The 22,269-nt window shown below is 42.5% G+C and carries 18 protein-coding genes and 1 other RNA gene; 15 read left to right on the top strand and 4 right to left on the bottom strand.

Translation table 11 applies throughout. The features are described from left to right. The first annotated feature begins 9 nt into the window (after positions 1–9). The 5 genes from gap (at position 10) to eno (ending at position 6,111) form a co-directional block, all read left to right on the top strand. Complete coding sequence (gene gap / locus ACIQZD_RS15545; protein WP_076368241.1) at positions 10–1,017, top strand: type I glyceraldehyde-3-phosphate dehydrogenase; 1,008 nt, start codon at positions 10–12, stop codon at positions 1,015–1,017. Positions 1,018–1,265: 248 nt separating this feature from the next. Further along, complete coding sequence (locus tag ACIQZD_RS15540; RefSeq protein WP_402904287.1) at positions 1,266–2,450, top strand: phosphoglycerate kinase; 1,185 nt, start codon at positions 1,266–1,268, stop codon at positions 2,448–2,450. A gap of 45 nt (positions 2,451–2,495) precedes the next feature. Continuing rightward, positions 2,496–3,257, top strand: a complete 762-nt coding sequence (gene tpiA, locus ACIQZD_RS15535; RefSeq protein WP_402904284.1) for a triose-phosphate isomerase — start codon at positions 2,496–2,498, stop codon at positions 3,255–3,257. Then, positions 3,250–4,785, top strand: coding sequence for a 2,3-bisphosphoglycerate-independent phosphoglycerate mutase (gpmI, locus tag ACIQZD_RS15530; RefSeq protein WP_402904280.1), 1,536 nt, complete (start codon positions 3,250–3,252; stop codon positions 4,783–4,785). The genes tpiA and gpmI overlap by 8 nt, the downstream gene beginning before the upstream one ends. 30 nt (positions 4,786–4,815) lie before the next feature. Beyond that, complete coding sequence (gene eno / locus ACIQZD_RS15525) at positions 4,816–6,111, top strand: phosphopyruvate hydratase (protein ID WP_034309992.1); 1,296 nt, start codon at positions 4,816–4,818, stop codon at positions 6,109–6,111. 179 nt (positions 6,112–6,290) lie between these two features. Here the strand turns inward: eno and ACIQZD_RS15520 are convergent, their stop codons facing one another. Together ACIQZD_RS15520 and ACIQZD_RS15515 are read right to left on the bottom strand one after the other, a co-directional pair. Beyond that, complete coding sequence (locus tag ACIQZD_RS15520) at positions 6,291–7,121, bottom strand: M15 family metallopeptidase (RefSeq protein ID WP_402904277.1); 831 nt, start codon at positions 7,119–7,121, stop codon at positions 6,291–6,293. A gap of 55 nt (positions 7,122–7,176) precedes the next feature. Continuing rightward, on the bottom strand, positions 7,177–7,719 hold the full coding sequence (locus tag ACIQZD_RS15515) for a hypothetical protein (protein WP_101223706.1): 543 nt from the start codon (positions 7,717–7,719) through the stop codon (positions 7,177–7,179). A 176-nt stretch (positions 7,720–7,895) separates the two neighbouring features. Between ACIQZD_RS15515 and secG the strand changes: the two genes are divergently transcribed. The 6 genes from secG (at position 7,896) to ACIQZD_RS15485 (ending at position 14,214) form a co-directional block, all read left to right on the top strand. After that, positions 7,896–8,129, top strand: a complete 234-nt coding sequence (gene secG, locus ACIQZD_RS15510) for a preprotein translocase subunit SecG (RefSeq protein ID WP_034309999.1) — start codon at positions 7,896–7,898, stop codon at positions 8,127–8,129. 141 nt (positions 8,130–8,270) lie between these two features. Then, positions 8,271–9,017: an alpha/beta hydrolase gene (locus ACIQZD_RS15505; protein ID WP_101223705.1), complete on the top strand. Its 747-nt coding sequence runs from the start codon at positions 8,271–8,273 to the stop codon at positions 9,015–9,017. Positions 9,018–9,047: 30 nt separating this feature from the next. Beyond that, positions 9,048–11,396 (top strand): ribonuclease R, encoded by a 2,349-nt coding sequence (rnr, locus tag ACIQZD_RS15500; RefSeq protein ID WP_402904272.1) that lies wholly within the window; start codon positions 9,048–9,050, stop codon positions 11,394–11,396. 67 nt (positions 11,397–11,463) lie between these two features. Then, a complete protein-coding gene (gene smpB, locus ACIQZD_RS15495) occupies positions 11,464–11,931 on the top strand; it encodes an SsrA-binding protein SmpB (RefSeq protein ID WP_101223703.1) in 468 nt (155 codons plus the stop codon). A 123-nt stretch (positions 11,932–12,054) separates the two neighbouring features. After that, positions 12,055–12,416: a transfer-messenger RNA gene (gene ssrA / locus ACIQZD_RS15490) on the top strand. Between the two features lie 1,300 nt (positions 12,417–13,716). Next, positions 13,717–14,214 (top strand): DinB family protein, encoded by a 498-nt coding sequence (locus tag ACIQZD_RS15485; protein WP_402904269.1) that lies wholly within the window; start codon positions 13,717–13,719, stop codon positions 14,212–14,214. Positions 14,215–15,117: 903 nt separating this feature from the next. Here ACIQZD_RS15485 and ACIQZD_RS15480 read toward each other — a convergent pair. Next, entirely contained in the window at positions 15,118–15,594 is a 477-nt protein-coding gene (locus ACIQZD_RS15480; protein ID WP_402904266.1) for a helical membrane plugin domain-containing protein, read from the bottom strand. A gap of 18 nt (positions 15,595–15,612) precedes the next feature. Continuing rightward, complete coding sequence (fdhF, locus tag ACIQZD_RS15475; protein WP_402904263.1) at positions 15,613–18,552, bottom strand: formate dehydrogenase subunit alpha; 2,940 nt, start codon at positions 18,550–18,552, stop codon at positions 15,613–15,615. A gap of 333 nt (positions 18,553–18,885) precedes the next feature. Between fdhF and ACIQZD_RS15470 the strand changes: the two genes are divergently transcribed. The 4 genes from ACIQZD_RS15470 to ACIQZD_RS15455 all read left to right on the top strand — a co-directional run bounded on the left by ACIQZD_RS15470 (position 18,886) and on the right by ACIQZD_RS15455 (position 22,202). Further along, entirely contained in the window at positions 18,886–19,248 is a 363-nt protein-coding gene (locus tag ACIQZD_RS15470) for a Na-translocating system protein MpsC family protein (protein ID WP_095390832.1), read from the top strand. Positions 19,249–19,302: 54 nt separating this feature from the next. Beyond that, entirely contained in the window at positions 19,303–20,100 is a 798-nt protein-coding gene (gene fdhD, locus ACIQZD_RS15465; protein WP_402904260.1) for a formate dehydrogenase accessory sulfurtransferase FdhD, read from the top strand. 147 nt (positions 20,101–20,247) lie between these two features. Then, positions 20,248–21,120 carry a LysR family transcriptional regulator gene (locus tag ACIQZD_RS15460; protein ID WP_402904257.1) on the top strand — a complete coding sequence of 291 codons (873 nt, stop codon included), beginning with the start codon at positions 20,248–20,250 and terminating at the stop codon, positions 21,118–21,120. A gap of 155 nt (positions 21,121–21,275) precedes the next feature. Continuing rightward, entirely contained in the window at positions 21,276–22,202 is a 927-nt protein-coding gene (locus ACIQZD_RS15455) for an AEC family transporter (protein ID WP_402904830.1), read from the top strand. Positions 22,203–22,269 lie beyond the last annotated feature (67 nt).

Genomic DNA, 22,269 nt, shown 5'->3' with positions numbered 1-22,269 from the left:
GAATTTTTCATGGCAGTAAAAGTTGGTATTAATGGTTTTGGACGTATTGGACGTAATGTATTTCGTGCAGCATTGAGTAATCCTGGGGTAGAGATTGTTGCTATTAACGACTTAACGGATGCTAATATGTTAGCGCACCTTCTTCAATACGATACAATTCATGGATCTCTTAATGAAAAAGTAACAGTTGATGGGGATTACCTTGTTGTTGATGGTCATAAAGTCAAAGTATTGGCTGAACGTGACCCTGCACAATTAGCATGGGGTGAACTAGGCGTAGAAGTAGTAGTAGAATCTACAGGACGTTTCACGAAACGTGCAGATGCAGCTAAGCATTTAGAAGCTGGCGCGAAAAAAGTAATCATCTCTGCTCCTGCATCTGATGAAGATATCACAATCGTCATGGGTGTGAACGAAGATAAATATGATGCAGCTAACCACCATGTAATCTCCAATGCTTCTTGTACAACGAACTGCTTAGCTCCATTTGCTAAAGTGCTTCATGAACAATTCGGAATCAAACGCGGTATGATGACTACTGTTCACTCTTATACAAATGATCAGCAAATCCTTGATTTGCCACATAAAGATTACCGCCGTGCACGTGCAGCTGCCGAGAATATCATTCCTACAACAACTGGGGCAGCAAAAGCTGTAGCACTTGTTCTTCCTGAACTTAAAGGGAAATTGAATGGTATGGCAATGCGCGTACCTACTCCAAACGTATCTGTTGTCGACCTTGTTGCAGAACTTGAAAAAGACACAACAGTTGAAGAAGTTAATGCAGCATTCAAAAAGGCTTCTGAAGGTGAATTAAAAGGAATTCTTGAGTACAGCGAACTTCCGCTAGTATCAACTGACTATAACGGTAACCCATCATCATCTACAATTGATGCCCTTTCCACAATGGTAATGGAAGGAAACATGGTTAAAGTATTATCTTGGTATGATAATGAAACAGGATACTCTAGCCGTGTGGTTGATTTAATCGACTATTTGGCTAAAAAAGGATTGTAATTAGAATAATAAAAAAAACCTCACCAAGGTGAGGTTTTTTTTATCACACCTCTAAAAAAACTTGGCAGAAGATGATATTATTAGTAAGTCATTAATCAGTCAAGCGTTTACATTTCTTGTTTTTGGATAATTTCCTGGAAACCGACTATAATGAAAAAGAGAAAAGGGGAGTTGGGAAATTTACCCTCTCCCTTTTTGACTAAAGAAATCAAAAATATGATAACAATATCTAAGGAGGTTCTTGGATTATGAATAAAAAGTCGATTAGAGATATTGAATTAAAGGGGAAACGCGTGTTTTGCCGTGTCGATTTCAATGTGCCGATGCAAGACGGAAAGATTTCGGATGATACGAGAATCAAAGCTGCATTGCCGACGATTTCCTATCTGACAGAACAAGGCGCTAAAGTCATCTTAGCCAGCCACCTTGGCCGTCCTAAAGGACAAGTCGTAGAAGAATTGCGTCTAGCACCTGTTGCGGAAAGACTAAGCGAACTTAGTGGCAAGGATGTGCAAAAGGCAGAAGAAGCTTACGGTGAGACCGTTCAATCAATCATTGGTAACATGCAAGATGGCGAGATCCTGTTGTTGGAAAACGTTCGTTTCTATCCAGGAGAAGAGAAGAACGATCAAGAATTAGCGAAGTCATTTGCTGCACTTGCTGATGTTTATGTTAACGATGCATTCGGAGCTGCGCATCGTGCACATGCTTCAACTGAAGGAATAGCGCACCATCTCCCAGCCGTTGCCGGATTGCTGATGGAAAAAGAGCTTTCTGTACTGGGAAAAGCCCTATCCAACCCAGAACGGCCTTTTACAGCTATAATTGGCGGAGCAAAAGTAAAGGATAAGATAGGCGTTATCGAAAACCTTTTGGAAAAAGTCGATCACTTGATCATTGGTGGCGGACTGGGTTATACATTCATTAAGGCGCAAGGTCATGAAATCGGTAATTCTTTATTGGAAGAAGACAAAATTGAATTGGCCAAATCTTTCATCGAAAGTGCAAAAGAAAAAGGCGTAAAGCTTCATTTGCCTATCGATGCTGTCGTAACGGCTGAGTTTTCACCTGATGCTGAGACAGCGAATGTCGATATCGATGCTATTCCAAATGATAAAATGGCTCTTGATATCGGTCCAAAAACAAGTGAGTTATTTGCGGATGTAATCAAAAGTTCCAAACTTGTCATTTGGAATGGACCAATGGGTGTATTCGAGTTCGATAAATTTGCGAATGGAACGAAAACCGTTGCTAGAGCCTTGGCGGAAGCAAAAGATACGTACAGCATTGTAGGCGGAGGGGATTCAGCCGCAGCTGCAGAAAAGTTTGGCTTGGCAGAAAAGATGTCCCATATTTCAACTGGCGGCGGTGCATCTCTTGAGTTCATGGAAGGCAAAGAGTTGCCTGGCGTTGTGGCCTTGAACGATAAATAAGACTGACCGTTACATATTTCAACTTTAGAAGGGATGAGAAACCAAATGCGTAAACCGATTATTGCAGGAAACTGGAAAATGAATAAAACTTTATCTGAAGCTACAGCCTTTTTAGAAGAAGTGAGCAATTTGATTCCGAAGCAAGATGTAATCGATACGGTTGTATGTGCTCCAGCTTTATTTTTGGATCAACTGGTTCAAGCAGCAAAAGGAACCGATGTGAAAATCGGGGCGCAGAACATGCACTTTGAAGATAGCGGTGCTTTCACAGGAGAAATCAGCCCAATCGCATTGTCTGATCTTGGTGTATCCTACGTCATACTTGGTCATTCCGAACGCCGGGAAATGTTCAACGAAACGGATGAAGCCGTTAATAAAAAAGCTCATGCCGCTTTTGCCCACGGATTGACCCCGATCGTTTGCTGCGGTGAAACACTTGAGCAAAGGGAAGCTGGCGAAACGAATGATTTCGTAGGCAGCCAGATTGAAAAAGGCCTTGCAGGATTATCTGACGATCAATTGAAACAAGCCGTTATTGCTTATGAGCCGATTTGGGCGATTGGAACAGGAAAATCGTCATCTGCTCAAGATGCAAATGAAGTTTGTGCGCATATCCGCTCAGTTGTTGCAGACAAATTTTCAAATGAAGCAGCTGCAGCCATCCGCATTCAATACGGTGGCAGTGTAAAACCTGAGAATATTAAAGAATACATGGCACAACCTGATATAGACGGTGCGTTGGTTGGCGGTGCAAGCTTGAAATCCGATTCATTTTTACAATTGCTGGAGGCTGGTCACTATGAGTAAGTCGCCTGTGGCACTTATCATCTTAGACGGTTTTGGCTGCCGTAACGAGGAAAAGGGAAATGCTGTTTTTCATGCAAAAAAACCGAACTTTGACCGTTTTTGGGAACAGTATCCGCATTCCCATTTAACTGCAAGCGGGGAAGCGGTCGGCTTGCCTGCCGGTCAAATGGGGAACTCGGAAGTGGGGCATTTGAATATCGGGGCAGGACGGATTGTTTATCAAAGTCTGACCCGTGTGAACCTGGCTATCCGTGAAGGTGAGTTTGCCCAAAACCCAACTTTGGTCGATGCCATGAGCCATGCCAAGAAAAAAGGCACGGACCTTCATCTTTTCGGTCTTCTTTCAGATGGCGGCGTGCACAGTCATATTGATCATATGTATGCCCTGTTGAAATTGGCCGCTAAAGAAGGAGTTAAAAATGTATATGTACATGCATTTTTAGATGGTCGTGATGTCGGGCCGAAAACGGCGCAAGGTTATATTAAGGAAGCGGAAGCGAAAATGAAGGAAATCGGTGTTGGTCAGTTTGCGACCATATCCGGAAGATATTATTCGATGGACCGTGATAAGCGCTGGGAACGTGTGGAGAAATCCTACCGTTCGATGGTGTATGGTGATGGCCCTGCTTACTCTTCCGCGATGGAATGTGTCGAGGATTCCTATGAACATGGTATTTTTGACGAGTTCGTGATACCTTCAGTCATAACGGCGGAAGACGGTAAACCGGTGGCAACGATTAAAAATGATGATGCCGTAATCTTTTATAACTTCCGGCCAGACCGGGCGATCCAGATTTCCAATACGTTCACGAATGAGGATTTCCGCTCATTTGACCGCGGTCCTGGACATCCGAAGCATCTCCATTTTGTCTGCTTGACACATTTTTCAGAAACAGTTGACGGATATGTTGCATTTAATCCGACAAATCTTGATAATACATTAGGGGAAGTACTTTCCCAAAACCAGCTTACCCAGCTTCGTATCGCTGAAACAGAAAAATATCCGCATGTGACATTTTTCATGAGCGGCGGACGTGAAGAGAAGTTTCCTGGTGAAGAGAGGATTTTAATTAATTCTCCGAAAGTCGCTACATATGATTTACAACCTGAAATGAGTGCTTATGAAGTGACGGATGCATTGGTGGAACAAATTGAGGCTGATCGCTTTGATGCCATTCTCTTGAATTTTGCCAATCCGGACATGGTTGGTCATTCAGGGATGCTTGAGCCTACAATTAAAGCGATTGAAACGGTGGATGAATGCCTAGGCAGGATTGTCGATTTAATCGTCTCAAAAGGCGGTACAGCAATTATTACCGCTGACCATGGGAATGCTGATGAAGTCGTAACGCTTGAAGGCAACCCCATGACAGCCCATACTACGAATCCCGTGCCTGTCATTATCACTAAAAATCAGGTAACATTAAGAACAGGTGGTATCCTAGGTGATTTAGCTCCAACGATGCTTGATTTGCTTGGAGTCGAAAAACCTGTTGAAATGACAGGGAAATCCCTATTATCTAAATAAAATTGTGAATAGGAAAAGGAGAGATTTATAATGCCGTACATCGAACATGTATATGCACGCGAAGTGCTAGATTCACGTGGTAATCCAACAATAGAAGTAGAAATCCAAACAGAGTCCGGATACTTCGGACGTGCAATCGTACCATCAGGTGCTTCAACAGGAGAACACGAAGCGGTTGAGCTTCGTGACGGAGATAAATCTCGCTACCTGGGTAAAGGGGTACAAAAAGCAGTCGATAATGTAAATGATATCATTGCTGAAGCTGTCATCGGTTTGGATGTAACGAACCAAGCAGGCCTTGACCTTACTATGATTGAATTGGATGGCACTGAAAACAAAGGAAACTTGGGAGCTAATGCAATCCTTGGCGTATCAATGGCTGCTGCCCATGCCGCTGCGGAATTTTCAGGTTTACCATTGTATCGTTACCTTGGAGGGTTCAATGCGAAACAACTTCCGACTCCAATGATGAACATCATTAACGGCGGATCACATGCCGATAACAATGTTGACTTCCAGGAATTCATGATCCTTCCTGTAGGCGCTCCTAGCTTCAAAGAAGCAGTTCGTATGGGTGCAGAAGTATTCCATGCCTTGAAATCTGTCCTTTCTGCCAAAGGCTTGAATACGGCAGTCGGCGATGAAGGCGGCTTTGCGCCAAACCTTGGTTCAAACCGTGAAGCGCTTCAAGTCATCATCGAGGCAATTGAAAAAGCTGGCTACAAAGCAGGCGAAGATATCTACCTTGGCATGGACGTAGCTTCATCTGAATTTTATAACAAGGAAACAGGCAAATATGATCTTGCTGGCGAAGGCCGCAATGGTGTTACATCAGAAGAAATGGTAGCTTTCTATGAGGAGCTAGTGAATGAATTCCCTATTATCTCCATCGAGGACGGCCTGGATGAAAATGACTGGGATGGCCACAAACTTTTAACGGAACGCATCGGTTCTAAAGTTCAACTTGTTGGTGACGATCTTTTCGTAACGAACACGAAAAAATTGGCTGAAGGCATCGAAAAAGGCATCGGCAACTCCATCCTGATCAAAGTGAACCAAATTGGTACACTGACTGAAACGTTTGATGCAATCGAAATGGCTAAACGCGCAGGCTACACTGCAGTCGTTTCCCACCGTTCCGGTGAAACGGAAGATGCAACGATCGCTGATATCGCCGTTGCAACAAACGCAGGACAAATCAAAACTGGTTCCATGTCCCGTACAGACCGTATCGCTAAATACAACCAACTTCTTCGCATCGAAGACCAGCTTGGTGACTTGGCTGTATATGGCGGCTTGAAATCTTTCTATAACTTGAAGAAGTAATTTCTGACTAGAAGATCGATTATAGTAATTTCTCCTCCTATTCAATGTGGCCATCCACATTGAATAGGAGGTTTTTTATGCCTATAAACTAGTCACCGATTCCGGCTTGGTTGGAGATGAAAGGATTTAATCAAACGTTTGATTAATAAAAAAAGGTGCCGCATCCGGGCACCTTTTTTTTATTTATTCGATACAGCTTCCACTGGTACCGCATTGTAGTATTCTTCTAATGTAATCTTCGCTTCAAAGATTTCAGTTGCGGTATCGACACCAACATAGCGGATGTGCCATGGTTCGTATTTATAACCTGTGATGTTTTCCTTGCCTTCAGGGTAGCGGATGATAAATCCGTATTCATGTGCATGTTCAGCAAGCCACGCCGCTTCATTCGTATCACCGAAGCAGTCTTGGGCAGCGCACGCACCATCGTGGGTCGTGACATCAATCGCCAGGCCCGTTTCATGCTCGCTTGTCCCAGGCATTGCACTGTAGGTTTTCGCTTTTTCTTCCCCGTCCTTAGCCACATAGTTATTAAAGACCGTGATTTGTGTTTGGTGTGAGCGGTAAGCGGAAACGCCGGCAAAGTGCATATTGTCTTTTTCGGCAGCTTGGAACATCAATTCAAGAGCCTTTCCCGCTTCTTCCCGCATCATTCTTTTTTCGATTTTATCTTCAAAGATGAAATCCACTTTTGGATAGATAAGGTCAGCAGGTTTGTAATCTTCAGGCAGGCTGTATTGCTTATTGACAAGTACAGGAATGCTTTCCGGATGGGCTAACGTCTGAAGGCCAGCCTGTGCGGGTTTAGCCGTTTCATCAACTTCCACCTGGCGTTGGGCCGATTCTTTTGAATCATTATTCTTGTCGGTTTCTGTCTCCGTCTCCGTATCCTGGGAGCTCGGTTGTTCTTCTTTTTGCTCTTTTTCATGCTCGCTTGTCATGTCGGATGAACAGCCAGCCATTAGAATGAAAGATGATAGAGCAGTTGCTGCAAATATAGGTTTTAACATATGAAAGGCCCCTTGCTTTTAATATAAGATTTCCAATAAAAGTAGTTTTGAAAAATTATCGTGATAAGTAATCCCTTGTTAATTCACTTTGATATTTATCAAGAAATAAGCCAATCCAGACAACCATCAATAAAAATGGATAATCGTTACGGACTGCGGTTTCCACAACGGGATCAGACCAAAAGCTCGAAAGGAAACCAGATGACATCCTGATTGTCTCGAATGTGACAAGGGCGTGAAGCGATAACCAAAGAATCGTAAGAGTATTGGTCCCAAACCCAATGACCGCCGCTATGACGCTCAGCAAGGCGGCTGCTGCCCCGATCAGGAGGACATTGAAGCTTGATTGGAAAAAGTCGGTACCGCTATTGGAAAGTCCATTATAAATAATAGCAGTAAAATAAACGGTTGTCGTGATATATGCAGCAAATAATAAGTATCGATTTCCGTGATACTTTGCCAGCAGCAATAAAAGCGGTGATAGGATGATTAATAGGACACTGATAAAATTGCTTCCGCCTGTCCATAAAGAATAGCCGGCAACCGCCGAGAATAGGATGGTCAGGAGATCAAGAATCCGGAGTATGGACTTAAACATGTTGACACCTCTTTCTCTATTTATGCAAATTATCTCAAACTTTGTTTCAAAAAGAAATAAATGACTATGGATTTTTAGGAATTCTTACCATCATAGTATAACAAAGATTGTGGATATTTATTGGGTGTGGTAAAGTTAAAGTAATTGTTTATTGGTTCTTCAGGAGGTGTAATTGCATGCATGCATTTCTCATAACGCTTTTAGTGATTGTCAGTATAGCCCTCATTGTGACGGTATTGCTTCAATCAGGTAAGAGTGCAGGTTTATCAGGTGCGATTGCCGGCGGTGCTGAGCAGCTATTCGGAAAGCAAAAGGCACGCGGTTTGGACCTGGTTTTACATCGTGCGACAATAGTATTGGCGATTTTATTCTTTGCTTTAACTTTACTTGTTGCATACTTTGATGTGTAATGGATCAAAAATGAGTCTAGCTAAATAGCTAGACTTTTTTCTTTGCACAATAGTTACATGAATAGATATAGTGATTTTAGTACTTAATTATAGGATAGGGATGTTTTAAAATTCTATTTACTGATAAAGGAGCTTAAGATCATGAAAATAAAGCTGCAGCAGCCCTTTACTTTTGAAGGCGGAAAAAGAGCTGTCTTACTTTTACATGGATTTACGGGGAATTCAGCGGATGTACGGATGCTAGGGCGTTACTTGGAGAAACAGGGATACACCTGCCATGCCCCGCACTATAAAGGGCATGGCGTTCCCCCAGAGGAGCTGGTGAAAACGGGTCCGGAAGATTGGTGGAAAGATGTCATGATGGCCTACGATTTCCTGAAAAGCAAAGGCCATGAAGAAATTGCTGTTGCCGGACTATCATTAGGAGGCGTATTTTCTCTTAAATTAGGTTACACTGTACCTATAAAGGGTATCGTATCAATGTGTGCGCCTATGTATATCAAAAGTGAAGAAATGATGTTTAAAGGAGTATTGGAGTACGCCAGAGAATTTAAGAAGTATGAAGGAAAAACTCAAGAGCAAATAGAGCTTGAAATGGACCTCCTTGCCGATAAACCGATGAATACATTGAAAGCCCTACAGGAATTGATAACGGATGTACGAGAGCACGTCGACCTTATATACGCGCCAACATTTGTGGTGCAGGGCCGGCATGATGATGTTATCAATCCAAAAAGTGCCGATATTATTATTGATGCCATTGAATCACCGGTCAAAAAAATCAAGTGGTATGAAGAATCCGGTCATGTCATAACTCTTGATAAAGAAAAGGACCAGCTGCATGAAGATGTATTGGAATTTTTAGAAAGTCTGGATTGGGCCGAATAACAAAAATATACCCTGAATAGGAGGGTTTTCATGGAAGATAACATTCAAGAACATATTAATAAGCTTCTGACATACATGACGGATGAAGCGTATAAGCCGTTAACGGTACAAGAACTGGAAGAGGCTTTGAAAATCGAAGACTCGGCAGATTTCAAGAATTTCGTTAAGGCTTTAGTAAAGATGGAAGAAAAGGGATTGGTGGTCAGAACGAGGAGCAATCGTTATGGGCTGCCGCAAAAAATGAATTTGTTCCGCGGTAAATTAACGGGACACGCTAAGGGATTCGCCTTTGTCACACCTGAAGATAACCCAGGAATGGATGATATTTTCATTCCGCCGAATGAAACGGGCACAGCGATGCATGGAGATGTCGTCATGGTACGAGTATCTTCGGAAACATCGGGCTCAAGGCAAGAAGGCACGGTCATCAGAATTCTTGAACGCGGTATTACACAAGTTGTCGGTACATACTCCGAAAGTAAAAGTTTTGGTTTCGTCATCCCTGATGATAAAAAGATCGCAAACGATATTTTCATTCCGCAGCATGCTTCACATGGAGCGGTAGAGGGCCATAAGGTTGTCGTCAAGCTTACTTCTTATCCTGAAGGACGCATAAGTGCCGAAGGTGAAGTCATTGAGATTCTTGGACATAAAAATGATCCTGGTGTAGATATTCTTTCCGTGATCCATAAATATGGTTTGCCAATGGAGTTCCCGGATGACGTCATGGAACAAGCCAATGCCGTTTCGGATACTATTGAAGAAAGTGAAATTGGAAGCCGCAGGGATTTGCGCAATGATGTTTTGGTCACGATTGATGGAGCAGATGCAAAGGACCTGGATGATGCCGTCACTGTTTCCAAACTTGAAAATGGCAATTATAAGCTGGGTGTTCATATTGCTGATGTCAGCCATTATGTGAAGGAAGGATCACCAATCGATAAGGAAGCCTTGGAAAGAGGGACGAGCGTTTATTTGGTGGACAGGGTCATCCCGATGATCCCGCATCGTTTATCGAATGGCATTTGTTCCTTGAACCCACAAGTCGATCGCTTTACACTCTCTTGTGAAATGGAAATTACGCCAGATGGCAAAGTCGTCAACCATGAGATTTTTGAAAGTGTAATTAAGACGACGGAACGTATGACATATGGAAATGTGAACAAAATCCTTGTCGATAAAGATGAAGAACAGCTCGAACGCTATGAAGCGTTGGTGCCGATGTTCCAGGACATGGAGAAGTTAGCTGCCATCCTGCGCAAGAACCGGATGAACCGCGGTGCGATTGACTTTGATTTCAATGAAGCGAAAGTCATCGTTGATGAAGAAGGCCATCCGACTGATGTGGTTTTACGTGAAAGGTCGGTTGCCGAAAAGCTGATTGAAGAGTTCATGCTTGCGGCTAATGAAACCGTTGCAGAGCATTTCCACCGTCTTGACGTACCGTTCATTTACCGTATTCATGAAGATCCCAAGCCGGAAAAACTGCAGCGTTTCTTTGAATTCATAACGAACTTCGGATATATTGTCCGGGGATCGGCCAATGACGTTCATCCTAAGGCGTTACAGGAAATCATTGAGGCGGTTGCTGGTAAACCGGAAGAAACGGTCATATCCACAGTCATGCTTCGTTCCATGCAACAGGCGAAATATGATCCGGAGAGCTTAGGTCACTTTGGTTTATCTGCTGAGTTTTATACACATTTCACATCGCCGATTCGCCGTTACCCGGATTTGATCGTGCACAGGTTGATCAGGACCTACTTGGTGGAAGGTAAAATGGATGAAGCTACGAAGGAGAAATGGAATGCCAATTTACCTGAGATTGCCGATCATACATCGAAACGTGAACGTCGCTCAGTCGATGCTGAACGGGAAACGGATGATCTGAAGAAAGCGGAATATATGCTGGATAAAATCGGCGAAGAGTATACCGGGATCATTGGTTCGGTCACGAATTTCGGGATGTTCGTCGAGCTGCCGAACACCATTGAAGGACTTGTCCATGTCAGCTTCATGACGGATGATTATTACCGCTTCGATGAGCGTCAGCTTGCAATGATCGGGGAACGTACCGGTAATGTGTTCCGGATTGGCGATGAGATCGACGTACGTGTTTCCAACGTCAATAAAGAGGAACGCGCCATCGATTTTGAAATTATCGGCATGAAGGTAAGCCGTCCGCGTCCATCTGGCGAGAAGAAAATATTCAAAGCCAATTCAGGTGAACGTAAACGCGGCCGTGGCGGACGTAATGAAGGAAAAGGCGGCGGCCGTAATGGAGATTCGCCTTCTACTGGGAGAAAACCGAAAAAGAAGAAAAAATTCTTTGAAAATGCACCAGCTGCCAAGCGCAAGAGAAAACCAAAAAAGAGATAAAGATTGAGGCGGGGGGATGATTCTTTCATCCTCTTGCCGCGATTGGATGTAAAAAGGGGAGAGTTAGATGCCAAAAGGCTCAGGTAAACAACTAGCACAAAATAAAAAAGCTTATCATGATTTCTTTATTGAACAAACGTTTGAAGCCGGAATCGTTTTGAAGGGGACCGAAATCAAGGCAATCCGTGCGGCCCGAGTAAATTTGAAGGATGCCTTCGCTAAAATAGAAAATGGAGAAATTTATCTTTATAATATGCATGTAAGCCCTTATGAGCAGGGAAACCAGTTTAACCATGACCCGTTGCGGACACGGAAGCTTCTTTTGCATAAGAAAGAAATCAGTAAACTGATCGGTGTAACAAAGGAAACAGGTTACACGATCGTACCGTTGAAAATGTATTTGAAAAATGGCTTTGCCAAGGTTTTGATCGGACTCGGTAAAGGGAAGAAGCAATATGACAAGCGTGAAGACCTGAAGAAGAAGGAAGCGAAGCGTGATATTGAACGTGCTTTCCGTGATCGGCAGAAGATGTAGAACTGCCAAGACCTTACAATTGATTTTTTGAACCAATCTGTTATAATTAATCCTGTACCGATGACAATTGAATATCAGCCAACTTGCTGACTATTCTTCTCTCGTACGCTCCATTTCTATCATGGGGACGTTACGGATTCGACAGGGATAGTTCGAGCTTAAGTTGCGAGTCGAGGGGATCGGCCTCGTTAAAACGTCAACGCCTATAACTGGCAAACAAAACAACAACCTAGCTTTCGCTGCTTAATAACAGTCGATAGCTGTTCCTCCCTCCATGGCCCACGTGGTAGGGTAAGGGACTCACTCTAAGTGGGATACGCCGGAATCCACCGTCTGAGGATGAAGGAAGAGACCAATCAGACTAGCTGCTCTGCCGCCTGTCGATAGGCTAATGAGTTCGCGAAATGCGAATATATCGACTACACTCGTAGAAGCTTAAGTGCCGTTATGTCTGGACGTGGGTTCGACTCCCACCGTCTCCACCAATACATATATTGGTGGTTTTTTATTTGGTCTAACTTTAAGCATAACTTGGTAATGTTGACAAACTTAAGCTTAAAAAATGCTTTGACAATATTATGTTTAAAATTATTTTGAAAGTTGAGTGGATACAAAAATGCTCAGAGCTTTGTTTGCTCTGAGCATTTTTATTATCCCTTTTTTTAAAATAAGATCTGTTATATATAATGTTTTCCTTGGTTTTCTTTTTTTACGGTTACCTTTAGGCGAAGTTTGTAGTAATCGACAGTGTGAATTCTTAGGTGACGAACACCCGAAATATTCCATTATTGTATTAAATAAGGATAAGAAGAGAGGGTTAAACATGAAGTTGATTTATAGCAGGCGTCTCTGGTTTATAATTTCTGGAGCTGTCATTGCTGCAATTTCAATCCTCTTATATAGGTATTTCCATTCTTTGATGTTCTTAAGTATGGGTTCGGATAGCTATCACAAAAAGTTAATTTACATTACAAAAATAATGTTTGTTGTACATAAAAATGTTATTGGTTTTGTGGACCAAATTGCTATGCCGGCTAGTTGGTCCTTTTATTTTTTGAAGCATTTTTACTTTGAAGGATTCACCCCCCTTCTTGTTGAATTTTCTTATTAAACTATTGGGGCAGGTTAGCTTAAGAGTATTTTAAAGGAGAAAAGGAATTGGATATAAAATTAATATAATTGAGAAGGGAGTTGAGGATGTAATGGAAATCAATTGGCTGGCAGAAGTGGAAAATAGAAAAGATGATCTTTTAAAGGTTAATCAAAGCGACAGCCATCTATGCCAAAGCATTATATGAATTAAGCCACTTATAAAATCAAAGGCCAGTTATGTCGTTTAGCCAACAGGTCAACCAGAAAAAACACTTAAAAAGGCATGCCCTATAAGGTACTTTATTTGTCATGATGAAGGAATAAAAGCTGGATGAGCCGAATAAGTCATAGTGATCATGGTTTGTTGTATTCTCAAAATAAATGATTGGAGTATTTCATTGAGAATATTTTTTCGTTATATGGCCGACAGTCGAAAATGAAGGTTGTTTTATGCGTATGAATGGCTTTTTATCGAAATTGATTGAGGATTATTGTTATCGTCACCCGGAAATTTCGGATTACCCTGCCATGTTGGAGAGAATTAGAAGCTGGAGAGAAAGGATGTCCAATATGGAAGGGACCACTTGGATTTGGTTTTTACCTTTTTAGGAACGATTAATTTATACTATAGTTAGATTTTTTCTTGTCTTTTAAATTTGAAAGATTACACTAAACAGTGAGGAGATTGGTTGTATGCAAGTTGTAACCAAAATGTTTTTAGAACAACTCGACATGCATTGCCATGAGAATGATTGGTTTGCATCCATGGATCAGGCGCTTCATGGAGTCATCGCAGCTGAGGCAGCATGGACAAGTTCGGGAGTCAGCAATTCGATTTGGCAGATTGTCAACCACTTGATATTTTGGAATGAAGACGTAATCCATCGAATTAAGGGTACAGAGAATCCGCATAAGGCAGAAGACAATGAAGAAACCTTTGGAAATCCGGGGGATCCAGAAGACGAAATTGGGTGGGCCCAGACAGTGCAGCACCTTAATGAAGTCATGAATAAATTAAAAACGGTCATTGCGGACCTTGAAGATGAAAAGTTAAAAGCTCCGTACGCAGCTAACAGGTACTCTATTGAGCGTTTACTCAGCAATATCATGATGCACGATACGTATCATCTCGGACAAATTGTTCTGTTGCGAAAGTTGCAATCCTCTTGGGGTGGCGTTGATTGGTCCTAAAGCACCATAATTCAGCGCGACCTTCCTCGCCCAGCCGTAGAGGCAATATTGACGGTGTGAAGCCCATTTCATTCTGGTGAAGCGGGTGATTTTCCTGCATTATGGATGGCTAAACGGGTGCGTTAGTCAAATAAATTAGAACGTATTTGCAGAGCGATCTTTCGCATATTTCATTGTTCAACAGTCGGGCGCTTTTCTTAAATAAGAAGGCGTCTTTTTGCATGGACAACATACTTAGGGATTGAGTTTAATTAGGTGTAAAAAAAGATTGTGAAGTCCTGTACTTTCATATAAAAATCAAAAACAAAGATTGCTTAACAATTACGTTAAGCTTTTTTGATTCCACTATTTAGATGCCGAAGTAGATGGATTCCTTTATTTTTTCTCTAAAAATGGAGATAAACCAAATGATTGCCACAACTTATCTTTAAAATTTCCAATTTCGCAGATAAACTGTACAATTTCCATCTGTGGAATCCTTTTGAAGAAAATGGGATTGGAGCATGGGAAAACCCATCAGCTTGATAAGCTAGTAAGAATTTTATTACTGAGGCAAGATGCAATTCTCCATTTCTTCCTTTGTGGGATAATTTTTTGTGCCGTAAACCGACATGAAAAATCTATCTAACTCACTGACCTCTTACTCTGTAAAGCCATGTGATAATAACTCATAATACCTAGACTTTAAATTCGGGGTTATACTATCATGTAATTTTAAAAATGCATGCTTCAATAAAAACAATTCGTATTCTAATTCCTTAATTTTTTCTTCTTGATTCATTAAATCATCCACTCCAATGCTAATCTTATCCAATACGCTGCACTTTCAGCAGTTTTGCAGCTATAAGCCATATGATAGAACAAAGACTCAAAAGAAGCTTCTCTTGAGTCTTTGTTCCGATTCTATTCTTTTAATTCCTTGCCCATTCCCTTTAGGAAGTGGACGCCAAAGCCGATCGCCCGGTTTATGTCTGGGTCATTCAATGTTTTCATTAAATCCAAAACGCCGATCTTTTTATCGGCCTGAAGGAATTTGTTTCCTTCATCGATTCCTGCAAGTGCACTGTTAAGCAGTTTGGTGGATTGTGCAGCATCGGCGTTCATCAAGGCTCCTGTTGCTCCCATAAGGGTATTGATCAGGTTTGTTACAGGTTGTCTTGTGACTTGTTGAAGTGCGATTTTGGCAATTTGTTCTTTTCCTTGGAGCATGGAGGTCGCGGCTTCGAATACTCCCGAGTCATTCAGTTCATTGACGATTTTAAACATATTATTTAAGGCATCTTCATTATTGGTGATCAGCGTTTTAAGTTCTTCGAGCTTTTGTAGCTTTACTTCTTCCTCAGTAATGGGATTATGGATTTCCGTAATAGGAGCTGCCATGATCTTCACCCTCCTTTTTTATTTATCCGTTAAGTGAACATACCCTGGACGGGCCCACTTACGTTCAACCTCGACACCATTTTTAGGATGGCGTTTCTTGTTCCGTGGATTGGTACCCGGTAATGGGATATCCCCGCTTGCGCTTAATACTTCCATGCGGACCATCGTCTGTTTGTAAGCAGGCGTGCTTGTGCGTTGATCATAGATAGGACCAGTCAGGAAGTTAATGGCAGAGTCTTTATCAACGGAGTTCATCGGTAAAAATAGCTCATTATTTTTCACGCGGTCTGTGATCAGGGCTTTTAACTTAACGGCCCCGAATGGAGACACTAAGCGAACGAGTCCGCCATCACTGACTTTACGTTCTTTGGCAAGTTCCGGTGAAACCTCAACGAAAATATCAGGTACTTTCGATTGGATTCCATTGGATTTGTTCGTCATATTTCCTTCATGGAAATGCTCCAGCATGCGTCCATTATTGATATGAAGGTCATATTCTTTCGGGAATTTATGCGGCTCCACCCAGTCAGCCAGTGCAAAGCGCGCTTTCTTATCAGGGAAGTTGAAGCCATCCACATAAAGAAGCGGCGTGCTTGATCCATCATGGCTTCCCCATAGGAAACTGTTCCATCCTTCCAGCACCTCGTAATTCGCTTGGCTGAATATCGGTGACAGGCTTGCCATTTCATCATAGATTTCACTAGGGTGAGTGTAGTTCCAATTTGCACCTAAGCGGTTTGCGATCTCTTGAGTGATTTCCCAGTCCGCCTTAGAATCTCCCATAGTGGGAAGGGCTTTATATAAACGCTGTACACGGCGCTCCGTATTGGTGAACGTTCCGTCTTTTTCAAGAGATGGAGCTCCGGGCAATACCACGTCGGCATATTGGGCTGTCCTTGAAAGGAAAATATCCTGGACAACAAAGAAATCCAATCCGGATAACACTTTATCAACATGGTTTGCATCCGCATCAACAAGTGCCATATCTTCACCTACAAGGTACATGGCTTTCATGTCGCCTTTTTCTATCGCTTTAAGCATTTCAATATTGTTCATGCCTGGTTTTCCATCGATTTTCACTCCATAAGCTTTTTCGAATTTAGCACGTGCTGCGTCATCGGTAACATGCTGATATCCAGGAAGCCATGTTGGAAGGGTGCCCATATCGCAAGCGCCCTGTACATTGTTATGGCCGCGAAGCGGATAAGCTCCCGCCCCTGGGCGACGGTAGTTACCTGTAGCTAATAGCAGGTTGGAAATTGCAGCCGAAGTATCGGAAGCACCGGTGTTTTGTGTAACGCCCATTCCCCAAAGAATGCATGTTCCATCTGCATCGCGAATGGTCTCAGCTATTTGGATCAATGTTTCTTTTGAAATACCTGTGTGTGTTTCAGCATATTCCAGGGTGTATTTCTCAAGTACTTCTTTATAATCGTCGAAGAAGTTAACATTTTCATTGATGAATTTTTGATCATGCCAGCCTTGATCGATCATATATTTTGTAACCGCCATCAACCAAACTTGGTCCGTTCCTTGTTTTGGACTGATATGGATGTCGGAACGCTCGGCCATTTCGTTTTTGCGGATGTCAGCCACGATCAGTTTTTGACCGTGAAGCTTGTGAGCCCGTTTAACGCGTGTCGCCAGTACGGGATGGCCTTCTGCCGGGTTAGCCCCAACGATGATGACAAGACCAGCTGCGGCGATATCTTTGATCGTACCAGCATCTCCGCCCATGCCGACTGTACGGAACAGTCCGTCTGTTGCCGGCGATTGACAGTAACGAGAGCAATTGTCGACGTTATTCGTTTCGAACATTTGCCGTGCCAGTTTTTGAATTACATAGTTTTCTTCATTCGTGATCTTGGAAGAGGAAATGAAGCCTACTGAATTTCCGCCGAATTGCTGTTTGATCGACCCCAGTCTGGATGCAACCAAATCAAGTGCTTCATCCCAGCTTGATTCAACGAATCTTCCATTTTTCCGAATCAGGGGCTTTGTCAAACGTTTTTCCGAGTTTACGAAGTCCCAGCCGAATTTCCCTTTGACACATGTGGATATCGCATTGACGGGTGCTTCATGAGTAGGTTGGACTTTAAGGATTTTACGGTCTTTTGTCCAGACTTCGAATGTGCATCCTACCCCACAGAACGTACAGACCGTTTTTGTCTTCTTCGTTCGTGTATCACGCATTGCCGCTTCAATTTCCGAAATGGCAAAAATCCCGCTGTATCCAGGCTCCACTTCTTTGACAAGGTCTATCATTGGTTCAAGCATATCGTTTTTCAAACCTGACATGAAACCAGCCTCACCCAGCATCGATTTTTCCATTAATGCATTACATGGACAAATGGTTACACACTGTCCGCAGCCTACACAAGATGAGTTATTGATTTCCGTTCCTTCATCCCAGATTACCCGGGGGCGTTCTGCTTCCCAGTCGATGGATAGCGTCTCGTTGACCTGAAGGTTTTGGCAGACTTCAACACATTGCCCGCATGCGATGCATTGATTGGCATCGTAGCGGTAAAATGGATGGGACATATCGACGGCACCCAATTCCACTTTCGGTGTGTAAGGATATTTTTGGTGTTCAATTTCCATTAATTCTGCTGTGTTATGCAGTTTGCAATTTCCGTTATTATTATCACATACTGTACAGTATAAAGAATGGTTTTCCAGGATCCGGTCCATGGCCTCGGTCTGGGCTTCTTTTGCCTGGCTTGAGTCCAAGGCTATATCCATGCCGCTCACTGCTTTTGTCGAACATGACCGGACGAGTTTCCCATTAACCTCGACGATGCATGTGTCGCATGTTTGGATCGGATCCACTTCAGGAACATAACAAATCTGTGGATGAGCCATCTCATTTTGGTTGATGACCTCCAGTATTGTCGCTCCTTCATTAGCGGTATAATCCTTCCCGTTGATTTTGATGGTGATGTTTGAATCGCTCATTATATTTCCCCCTTTTATAGCCAAAAAGACGCAAAAAAACCACCATGATTACACCTCCGTCTCTGAACGGAAATGTAGGTCATGGTGGAATAGTTTAATAGCAAAGCTTGCCAATATACCAATCCAAACCATTATGGATAATTTTAAAAAAGATAGGACACAACAGTACACTATTATGCTCCCAACTTTCATCATTGATATTATACCTTTAATTATTAAAAGAAACAATCCTGGAAAGAGGGTATCATTCCCAAATTCCTTTCGTTTTTCTTCGCGTTGATTTATGATAAGAAAATTGAGAACTTAATTTTCTTGAATTGGAGTGACGCAACGGTGTCAAAAGTTATCCATGAATTCAATGATATGATTCGTAAGCTGCGCAAGGAACTATTCGGTAAAGGACCAGAACGCATACACACGGTTTTCGTGGAAAATATGGCCGTTTCTACGTTATATGGGAATTTGACTCCTACGGAAATGTTCATATCAAGATCGGAGGAAGGAAGGGATATGGTCCATTCTGCACGAACCAAAATGGTTCAGGATGTGTATTCGGAGAGTCCCCCTGATGGAATGGAAGAACTGGTTGGAGCTAAACTGCTCCATTTGTTTTCAGACATCAAAATCAAAGAGAACATAGCGATTTCCGTATTCGTTTTTGATAAGAATATAGCGGACAAACTCAACGGGCATTGACCATGTTCCTACATATTGGTCAATTGGCTCCTGGATATTAAAAGGAGTGGGAACATGAAAGCGATTGAAATCAAGAGGGACATCATCAGGATAACCAAAGGTAACATCGAGCGGACGGAAGATGCGATCGTAACGGAGCATCCCGTTACTGTCAAAATAAATGGCCAGGAATTCGTCACGATGGTTTGTACACCCGAATACATCGAGGATATGGTGATTGGTTATTTGGCTTCGGAAGGCATCATCAAAAAATATGATGAGATAAAAGAAATCTGGGTCCAGGAAAAAGAAGGCTTTGTTCATGTGAAGACAGATAAAGTGAATCCTTACTTCCAGGATTTTCAGAATAAGAGGTATATTACATCATGCTGCGGAATGAGCAGACAAGGTTTCGTCTTTGTAAATGATGCATTGACTGCCAAGAAAATGGATAATGTTTCGGTGAAACTGACTCCTGATGACTGCTTCCGCTTGATGAAGGATTTACAAAATTCTGCCGTCACCTTCCAGAACACAGGCGGAGTCCACAATGCCGCTTTATGTGATGTCGATGGCCTCGTATTAAGCAGGATGGACATCGGACGGCATAACGCATTGGACAAAATATACGGCTATTGCCTGAAAAATGGTATTTCGATAGAAGGAAAAGCTATCGTGTTCAGCGGCCGGATATCATCGGAAATTCTCTTGAAGGTGGCGAAAATCGGCTGTGAACTGATACTCTCGAAATCCGCTCCAACCGAATTGGCCTTGGAGTTGGCTGAAGGATTGGGAATCACCACGGTCGGATTCATTCGTAATGATTCACTGAATATCTACACATGCCCTGAAAGAATTCAATTGAATGAATGAGCATCATTCGCTTAAAAGGTACTTATCGGAAAGTCCTTGCCACATGGTTTGGGCTTTTTGTGTACTTGTAAAAGGATATATCCAACAGGCCTTTTGTGGTACAGTTTGGATAAAACATTCAAGGAAATTTGTATCGGGGGAAGGGTTATGAATGAAAGGGATTGGAATATTTTAAAGGTGTTGCATGAACACAAGAATATTACTAAAACGGCGCAAAGTCTATATATATCGCAACCTTCTTTAACGAAACGAATTCAACAAATAGAGAAGGAGTTCAATCTAAAGATTGTGGAGCGGGGAACAAGGGGAGTGCAGTTCACGCCTCAAGGGGAATATTTGGCCAACTGTGCAGATGAGATGCTGATCAGGCTCCGGCAGATAAAAGAGACAGCGTTCAATATGGGTCAGGAAATCAGTGGGACATTACGGCTGGGTGTTTCCAATTATATCACGCTGCATAAATTGCCTGGCCTGTTGAGATTATTTCGTGAGCGATATCCTAAAGTGGATTTCCATGTGACCACTGGTTGGAGTAAAGAAGTACTGAACCTCATTTACAGGGAAGAAGTGCATGTCGGGATCGTTCGGGGGGACTATCAATGGGCAGGATCAAGGCACCATCTTTTTGAGGAAACGATTTGTATTGCTTCTAAGGAAGAAATCGAAGTCCGGGACCTGCCTTTCCACCCGAGGATTGATTATGGGACGGATGCTTTTTTAAAAACAATGATCGATAATTGGTGGAGAGACAATTTTTCGGGACCTCCTTTGGTGGGGATGGAAGTGGACAAAGGCGATACATGCAAAGAAATGGTCAGGAATGGCCTGGGATATGGCATCCTCCCCAGTGTTTTATTGGAGAAAGACCAAAATCTCCGTCAAATGGACCTTAAGGATAAGCAAGGTAATCCCCTTATCAGGAATACGTGGATGTTATATCATGAAAAGTCGCTGGAATTAAAACTGGTCAAAGCGTTTGTCGAATTTGTCAAAGACGTCGACTTCATGATTGATATTTAACTGGAAGCGCAGGAACCTCTGTGCTTTTTTTGTCATTCCTTTTTTGAATGGTTAACGATAATTTATTGGTATTTTAACTATGGTTATCCCGGGATTATGATAGATGAGAGAAGTAAATCATCATGAATTTGCCTAAGGAATGGAGAGGAAGTCAAGTGAGTGTCCTGTTTCTGATCGTATTGAATGTCATTGTGCCGGTCTTTTTCCTAATAGGGGCTGGGGCCATCCTGCATCGTAAATTCAAGTTGGATATGAATACGCTGTCTAAATTGAATCACTTCCTGCTCATGCCGGCCATTAGCTTTGTCAATATATATCAAAGTAAAATGGGCGGGGGGATGATCGTCCAGATATTCAGCTTCCTTGCTCTTCAAGCAGTAAGCCTCATCATCGTGAGTACAGTGATTGCCAAACTTGCCAGGTTTGATCAAAGTCTTTCTGCCACGTTTAAAAATAGTGTAGTCCTGAATAACTCAGCCAATTTCGGGTTACCCGTCAGCCAGATGGTTTTTAATGGGAATCCTCTTGGCCTGTCGATCCAAGTCATCGTGATCATTTTTCAAAACCTGTTGACCTATACCTATGGATTGATGAATTCCGTTTCCGTCCATACAAAAAGTGCGAAGGGCGCCATTCGCGAGTTCTTGAAGAACCCCGTCATTTATGCTTTATTACTCGGTTTTCTATTACATTCCGCTTCTTTCGACATTCCGCTGTTCTTATGGACCCCGATTGAAAATATCGCGAGTGCTTTCATAGCCATTGCCTTGATTACATTGGGTGCACAGAGTGCCTATTTGAAAATGACGCAATTTCCGCTTCCGCTTATCCTTAGCTTGATTGGCCGGTTAATACTCTCGCCATCCATCGCCTTCCTGATCATCATCCTGCTGGGCCTGGAAGGAACTGTCGCCCAAGGGTTGTTTATAGCAAGCTCATTTCCAACATCGAGAAACAGCGCATTATTCGCTTTGGAATATGACAATCATCCGGAGTATGCGGCACAGGCAGTCTTGATGTCGACTTTATTCAGCAGTATAACGGTAACGGTGGTCGTATATCTATCAAAAATACTATTCTAGCAGGGCTGCCCTTAATGGGTGGGCCTTTTTCCCATGTCTCCCGATAAAACTTTATGAACATTATAGA

The organism is Peribacillus sp. NPDC096447, assembly GCF_044762725.1.
In the GTDB taxonomy this organism is placed as follows: Bacteria; Bacillota; Bacilli; order Bacillales; family DSM-1321; genus Peribacillus.
The sequence above is the reverse complement of the archived record's forward strand: the minus strand, read 5'-3'. Positions and strand labels throughout refer to the sequence as shown.

Bases quoted from the DNA above. Each gene is read 5' to 3' on its own strand.
- smpB (WP_101223703.1), top strand. From the start codon at position 11,464: ATGCCAAAAGGCTCAGGTAAACAACTAGCACAAAATAAAAAAGCTTAT.
- secG (WP_034309999.1), top strand. From the start codon at position 7,896: ATGCATGCATTTCTCATAACGCTTTTAGTGATTGTCAGTATAGCCCTC.
- fdhF (WP_402904263.1), bottom strand. From the start codon at position 18,552: ATGAGCGATTCAAACATCACCATCAAAATCAACGGGAAGGATTATACC.
- ACIQZD_RS15485 (WP_402904269.1), top strand. From the start codon at position 13,717: ATGCAAGTTGTAACCAAAATGTTTTTAGAACAACTCGACATGCATTGC.
- ACIQZD_RS15480 (WP_402904266.1), bottom strand. From the start codon at position 15,594: ATGGCAGCTCCTATTACGGAAATCCATAATCCCATTACTGAGGAAGAA.
- ACIQZD_RS15460 (WP_402904257.1), top strand. From the start codon at position 20,248: ATGAATGAAAGGGATTGGAATATTTTAAAGGTGTTGCATGAACACAAG.
- eno (WP_034309992.1), top strand. From the start codon at position 4,816: ATGCCGTACATCGAACATGTATATGCACGCGAAGTGCTAGATTCACGT.
- ACIQZD_RS15505 (WP_101223705.1), top strand. From the start codon at position 8,271: ATGAAAATAAAGCTGCAGCAGCCCTTTACTTTTGAAGGCGGAAAAAGA.
- gpmI (WP_402904280.1), top strand. From the start codon at position 3,250: ATGAGTAAGTCGCCTGTGGCACTTATCATCTTAGACGGTTTTGGCTGC.
- ACIQZD_RS15515 (WP_101223706.1), bottom strand. From the start codon at position 7,719: ATGTTTAAGTCCATACTCCGGATTCTTGATCTCCTGACCATCCTATTC.
- rnr (WP_402904272.1), top strand. From the start codon at position 9,048: ATGGAAGATAACATTCAAGAACATATTAATAAGCTTCTGACATACATG.
- tpiA (WP_402904284.1), top strand. From the start codon at position 2,496: ATGCGTAAACCGATTATTGCAGGAAACTGGAAAATGAATAAAACTTTA.
- fdhD (WP_402904260.1), top strand. From the start codon at position 19,303: ATGAAAGCGATTGAAATCAAGAGGGACATCATCAGGATAACCAAAGGT.
- ACIQZD_RS15520 (WP_402904277.1), bottom strand. From the start codon at position 7,121: ATGTTAAAACCTATATTTGCAGCAACTGCTCTATCATCTTTCATTCTA.
- gap (WP_076368241.1), top strand. From the start codon at position 10: ATGGCAGTAAAAGTTGGTATTAATGGTTTTGGACGTATTGGACGTAAT.
- ACIQZD_RS15540 (WP_402904287.1), top strand. From the start codon at position 1,266: ATGAATAAAAAGTCGATTAGAGATATTGAATTAAAGGGGAAACGCGTG.